At 50.2% G+C, this 6380-nt stretch carries 3 protein-coding genes; all 3 read left to right on the top strand.

Features of this window, described 5'->3' with window-relative positions; translation table 11 throughout:
* Positions 1 to 393 precede the first annotated feature (393 nt).
* Positions 394 to 2571 (top strand): DEAD/DEAH box helicase, encoded by a 2178-nt coding sequence (locus tag FCL40_RS14745; protein WP_136854061.1) that lies wholly within the window; start codon positions 394 to 396, stop codon positions 2569 to 2571.
* Positions 2572 to 2598: 27 nt separating this feature from the next.
* Positions 2599 to 3282, top strand: a complete 684-nt coding sequence (locus FCL40_RS14740) for a hypothetical protein (protein ID WP_136854060.1) — start codon at positions 2599 to 2601, stop codon at positions 3280 to 3282.
* A gap of 243 nt (positions 3283 to 3525) precedes the next feature.
* Positions 3526 to 6378 (top strand): DEAD/DEAH box helicase, encoded by a 2853-nt coding sequence (locus FCL40_RS14735; protein ID WP_136854059.1) that lies wholly within the window; start codon positions 3526 to 3528, stop codon positions 6376 to 6378.
* Positions 6379 to 6380 lie beyond the last annotated feature (2 nt).

Here is a 6380-nt window from a genome sequence, read left to right as displayed (position 1 = left end):
GAGACGTCGCCGCATACTTGATGGACTACTACAACTGGCAGCGCCCTCACCAACACAATGATGGGGTGCCGCCTGCGGAAGCCGAGAATCGGGCTAAACAGGTGTCCGGATTTAGTTGACCACTACAACCAACTCGTTTCGTCGTTAACTATCGCTTAGTCATGATAGAGGTAACTAAAATGGTTAATTGCTCTGAAAGTTGTGAGGAGTTCAAAATGAACATTAAGCAGAGGTGCAAACAACCAATAATGGAGAAAAGAAAGGAACACAGCACTTAGCCCTGCCAAAAGGTGAGGTAGTGAAATTGCCATTTACAAGCTATTGTTCTAGATCAATGATTTATGTGGTCTTTGATGCTACTTGATTAATGCATGCTGAAGCTAATGGAGGCGTATGACCAATAAGCCGAGTCAAGCAAAGTGGGGGCCGGAGCAGCAGTTGGAACTTCAACAACTGCTGACGATAGAGTCTTGCTCTCAATCGTCACAAGAGGTCGCGATGACGGCCAGTGAACCGTCCTGTCATGAAACGTCCTTAGTTCCAAGAAAATGGTGCTTGACCGGAGATATCAAGCTCTACGATTGGCAGAAACAGTGTATCGATTCCTGGGCAAGGCGCCAGGAACGCAATGGCACTGTCAAGGTCGTGACCGGCGGGGGTAAAACCTTGCTTGGTTTGGCGATTGCTGAACGTTTGCAGAATGCCCGAGAGCCAAATCTTCGAGTAGTAATTGCTGTGCCAACGATCGTCCTGCTCAATCAGTGGTACGAAGAATTGCTTGAAAAGTCCAATTTGCCGGCAAGAAGCATAGGACGACTAGGTGGAGGGTATAAGTCAGATTTCACCGGCGATGTGCGCATCTTGCTGGTGGTATTAGCTTCAGCTCGAACCAAGTTGGACGCCATTGTTTCGTCCAGTGATGTAGCTGACAAACTTTTGCTTATCGGTGATGAATGTCATCACTTAAAAGCCAGTCAAAGTTCTCGAGTACTAACAATACCTCGTCGCTACTCTCTGGGGTTGTCTGCTACTCCAGAAGACGACGACAAGTCATACAACGAATCGATCGTTGGGCAACAACTGGGGCCCATTATTTTTGAATTCAGCCTACTGCAAGCCTTGAATCAAGGGCTGATCCCCGAATTTTCGATCGAGCATTTAGGATTACCTCTGACGAATGAAGAAGAGCAGCAATATCAACGTCTGTCTCGACAAATTCGTCAAGATAGAGATGCATTACCACCTTCGACTCTTTCCGGTGGAGCATTCTGGGGGTGGCTGCAACGGCTTTCTCAAAAAGGAGGAGAGTCGGGGCCGCTTGCGGCAAGGATTCTTAGCAACACAGCAAAAAGGGACGAGTTACTGTATGGCATGCGTAGTCGTTTTGAAGCTGTCCACCGGATCCTTGAGCGCGAACTCCAAATCAATCCAAACGCGAAGGTCATTATCTTCCATGAGCGTATCGAGCAAGTGAATGAGCTATTCCTGTCCTTAAAGTTATCCGGTTACCGGGTGATTGCGGATCACAGCGAATTACCAGCACAACTGCGTTCTACCGGACTGGAGCTCTTCAGAAAAGACATTGCCCAGGTCATCGTATCGGCCAAAACACTTATTGAAGGCTTCAATGTGCCTGCTGTTGATCTCGGCATCATCGTTGCCTCATCATCCTCAGTGCGGCAAAGGGTTCAGACCCTAGGTCGCGTACTGAGAAAACACCGCACCGAAAGTGGCGAAGACAAAACCTCAAAAATGGTGGTTCTTTATGCCCGAAAGACCAAGGACGAAGAGGTGTACCGGAAGCATGATTGGGCGACGATAACGGGTATCGCGCAAAATCAATATTATCATTGGGATTTGGCGAATGACCCAGTGCCACAACCCGGCCCTCCGGCTCAACCACGCCCCAAAGAAAGCACCATAGATCCCAAATTCCTACAACCAGGAGATCCATACCCAGGAGAGTATGCCGGACTACCTTTCTCGATAGATACTCAAGGCAATGTAAAAAATGGAGAAGGGCAGTTCCTAGTAACTGCTGGTAATTTGCCTGAGGTGTTATCCAAATGGTTGTCTCGTGGTGGTCGATTTAAGATCACCCAAGAAAAAAATATGATTCTGATCTGGAATAAAGAATCACCCACCCAAGTTACTTACCTTGGGCAATGGGACTCATCGAGTCAAGAGCAAAGCGAAGTGACTTGTATGGATGCAGAGCAGTTGCTGAAGTGGAGTGAGAATGCCATAACGGGTGATGTATATCCGCCGAATCGACTGAGTATAGACATGTGTCCGTGGAGATTCTCTGCCAAACGGGGGGGAGTGATCGTAAGAAAACACGCCGATGGCGAGTGTTATGTCAAAACGACGCGAAATGCGTCCGATCCAAACAAAGGCAAAGATGCAGAAGCATTAATCACTTCAATCAAGGCGCTTCATGGTCTGGGCATTAAAGTTACTAAATTTGAACTCAACCAGCTTAATCACGTGCTCGCCAGGGGTAGAGGGCAGCTGCTGTTTGTTTGTCACTTAAAGCATGGTTTGGAGTTCCCAGACGTTTCTCTAAGCTAGATCAAACGGTAACTACAAGGAGGTAGCATGTCAGGATTTCCAAAGTTCAATGGAAACCGTCAGTTCCGAACTAAAGCGGGTAAGTACAGTCTGGTTTCAGATCGGCACAACCCTGGAGGTGTTGTTATTCGACTTATCATGGAGTTTGACGATGATGAGAAGTTGCTGCTCGCAAATCGCAAACACCCTGAACTCTGTGCAATGGTCGCCGAGGTGAAGCGCCAATATGGTGATGGTGAACTTGGGGGCTTTTACATTAATGAATATAAGCAAGTAATCGTGCCGGCGAACCGTAATGGAGCCGATACGGAATATTATTTAGCTGGGGAGTACCATGAACCCCTCAAGTTCACTTTTGATGGCCAGGAGTTTCACGGCGATTTGACACTGGCAATTGGCGAAAATTGGCATGGTCCTGCTGTCGGGATGCGCTACAAGGTAAACACGGATGGCACTGACATTGAGTATGAGACTGAACATCGCAGTTTGGAGGGGGCAATGGTGCGAACCCATCGACTTAGCAAAGCTATTGGTCGAAACAATGCCAGAGACGTAGCTCAAGTCGCTTATCGCGCCAAAGGACATCAAGGTGGCCGTTTATTTGTGAATGAGTTTGGGCGGATGTTTGTCCCCGTACATGAGGGTTATTGTCATGCTTATCGGTACGCGGGTGTAGTTGATATGGACCTTTGGTTTCCTAAGCCCGAATAACATCAAAACTGTGTTCTCTAGGCCGGTTACTCATCCGGCCGCTTTTTCTTCCTTGCTCCAACCACTCAACCCCATAGCGCACCTGCCCAAAACATTGATTCGAATTAAAATTTTCTCAACTAGGTTGTTTTCCCAGCGATAAGTGGACACAAGTGTGATAGCTGCGGCAGTTTAAAAGAGCCCCATGGCTTAGGTTAATTGCTACCAAATTGGTGTATCCGAAATGGATTGTCGGGGTGCTACATGGAACAAGCAAACTACGCTACAGGGATGCGGGTCGAGATTCGCAATGCCGAATGGGCCATTCGCAAAGTCGATCGCAGCAGTGATGGCGGACAACTACTCACCTGCGATGGGGTCTCTGAAATCGTTCGGGGCAAAAACAGCTGCTTCTTAACGCTGGCTGAAAAAGAAATCACCGTCCTAGACCCCAAAGAAACGGTACTGCAAGAGGACGATAGCAGTAACTTCAACGCCTCAAAGCTCTATATCGAGAGCAAGCTGCGAGAGCGTATTCCAACCGGGCAGGCGCTCCAACTTGGCCACAAGGCAGCGATGGATACACTGCCATTTCAGTTGGAACCTACGTATAACGCCTTAGGACAGCCAAGGCAGCGAGTATTGATCGCCGATGCCGTGGGTCTTGGGAAAACCCTTGAAGCCGGTATCTTGATGTCGGAACTGATCCGGCGAGGCCGGGGTAAGCGAATACTGGTATTGGCAGTGAAATCCATGCTCACGCAGTTCCAGAAAGAGATGTGGAGCCGCTTCTCCATTCCGCTAACCCGTCTCGATTCTGTCGGCCTGCAGGGCGTTCGTAACCGGATCCCCGCCAACCACAACCCCTTCAATTACTACGATAAGGCTATTATCTCCATCGATACCCTCAAGCAGGATATCGAATACCGCCACCACCTTGAGAATGCCCGCTGGGACATCATCGTCATCGACGAAGCCCATAATGTGGCACTGCGGGGCAGCCGCTCACGGCGCCACCGTTTGGCGAGCTTGTTAGCAAATCGCTCCGATACCCTGATCCTGTTATCGGCAACCCCCCACGATGGCAAACCAGAAAGCTTTGCCAGCCTGGTGGACATGCTGGATCCCACAGCCATTGCTAACCACAAGAAATACAAATACGACGACTTCAAGGATAAGAACCTCGTCGTTAGGCGATTTAAGAAAGACGTCAAAGACCAGATCGCCGGTGAATTCCCAGAGCGGGAAATCAAGGTGGTCGAATGTCCTGCCAGCAGTGCTGAAGAATGGGTCTATGACACCCTAGTCGATGCTAAGTTTGAACAGGAAGAGGGCCGTAAGGGCACCAGCCGGTTACTGAAAATCGGCTTTGAGAAAACCCTGTTCTCCAGCCCCATGGCGTGTTTTGAAACAGTTTGCAAGCGACTGGAAAAACTCCAGAAGCAAAACGAGAAAGGCTCCACCAAGGCCCTGGTCAACGAACTCAATGAGCTTCATGGCTTACAAAGTGCCTTGGCCAACATCGGCAAACACAATTTCGGCAAATACCAGCAACTGCTGGGCACCATCAAGAACGATCTGAAATGGCGGAAAACCGATGCCAGTGATCGCCTGGTGATCTTTACCGAGAGTATTCCTACGCTGAAGTTCCTCTATGAAAGCTTGAAGGAGGACCTGAACCTCAACCCCGACCAAATTGGCCAGCTTCGCGGGGATATGTCCGACATCGAACTGATGTCCACCGTCGAGCAGTTCGGCCAGGCGAATGCCAAGGTTCGCCTGTTGGTGTGCTCAGATGTGGCGTCGGAAGGGATCAACCTGCATCACCAAAGCTACAAGATGATCCATTTCGATATTCCCTGGTCTTTGATGGTGTTCCAGCAGCGCAATGGTCGTATCGACCGTTATGGACAAGAGCACCAGCCTCAGATCCGTTACCTGGTGACCACTGCCGAAAACGAAAAGATACGTGGTGATGCACGCATCCAGGAAGTGCTGATTGAAAAAGACCAGCAGGCACAAGACAACATCGGTGATGCGTCGGAATTTACCCGCTGCCACGACAAAGACTCGGAAGAGCAAATTATCGTGGATGCTCTGGCTAATCAAGAGGACTCTGCCGCCTTCCTTGATGAGTTGTTCAATAGCAACGCAGCCCAAGAGCAAGACGAAGCCTTCTACCTCAGTAACGCCAACCAAGGTCAAACCGAAGTAGAAACCGATGATGGATTTTCCCTCTACGCCAATGACATCGACTACTGTCTCCAGGGGCTGAAGCTCATCAATGCGCCCCAGGTGGAGCGTACCGGTACCCACAGCCTGCAGATGGTAGCCCCCAACGATCTGAAGCACCGTTACGCGTTGCTGCCTAAACAGATCCAGCCCACCGAAGCCAATAAGTACACTATCCGCTTGAGCCAGGATATCAACGATATCAACAAGGAGATCAAGCGTTGTCGCGGTACCGATGAGGCCTGGCCGCAGTTGCAATACCTGTGGGCCATTAACCCGGTAATGGAATGGCTCAGCGACAAACTGCGCTACAACTTTGGCCGCAAACAAGCTCCGGTAGTGCGTGCCAATGGTCGACTCGCTCCTGGTGAAGATCACTTTGTCCTTTCCGGCCTGTTCCCCAATCGCCGCTCCCATGCCGTGCTGAACCCGTGGTTGGTGGTCAGCTTCAACCATGGCGAACTCACCGGTATCGAATCCATCGAACAGTTCGTCGTGACATATCCCTTCCACCAGTGGGAGTTGGCCAACCCAGTGACAGAACGCCAACCCTTGCGTCAACAAGGGCTGCTTGGTGATGCCATTGATCAGGCCATACCGCACTTCTGCCAACTGCGTGATGAGCGCCAGCAACAGCTTGATCAACAGCTAATGGCCCAAACGGAACGCCTGCGGGAGCTGCGTCAAAACCAGCAACAGCAACTCGAACTCAGCCTGGCTGACAGCAAGTTGCATGAGACCCGGGTGCAGAACACGCGGAAACAGGCGCTCAGCCGCATTGAAAACGTGTTCGAAGAACATCAGAGCTGGATCAAAGACACCATGCAAACCGATCCCAACCCCTACATCCAGGTGATCGCGGTACTCACCGGCGAGGAGGCATAGCC

The organism is Ferrimonas sediminicola, from assembly GCF_005116715.1.
In the GTDB taxonomy this organism is placed as follows: Bacteria; Pseudomonadota; Gammaproteobacteria; order Enterobacterales; family Shewanellaceae; genus Ferrimonas; species Ferrimonas sediminicola.
This window is presented reverse-complemented; position numbering and strand designations above follow the sequence as displayed.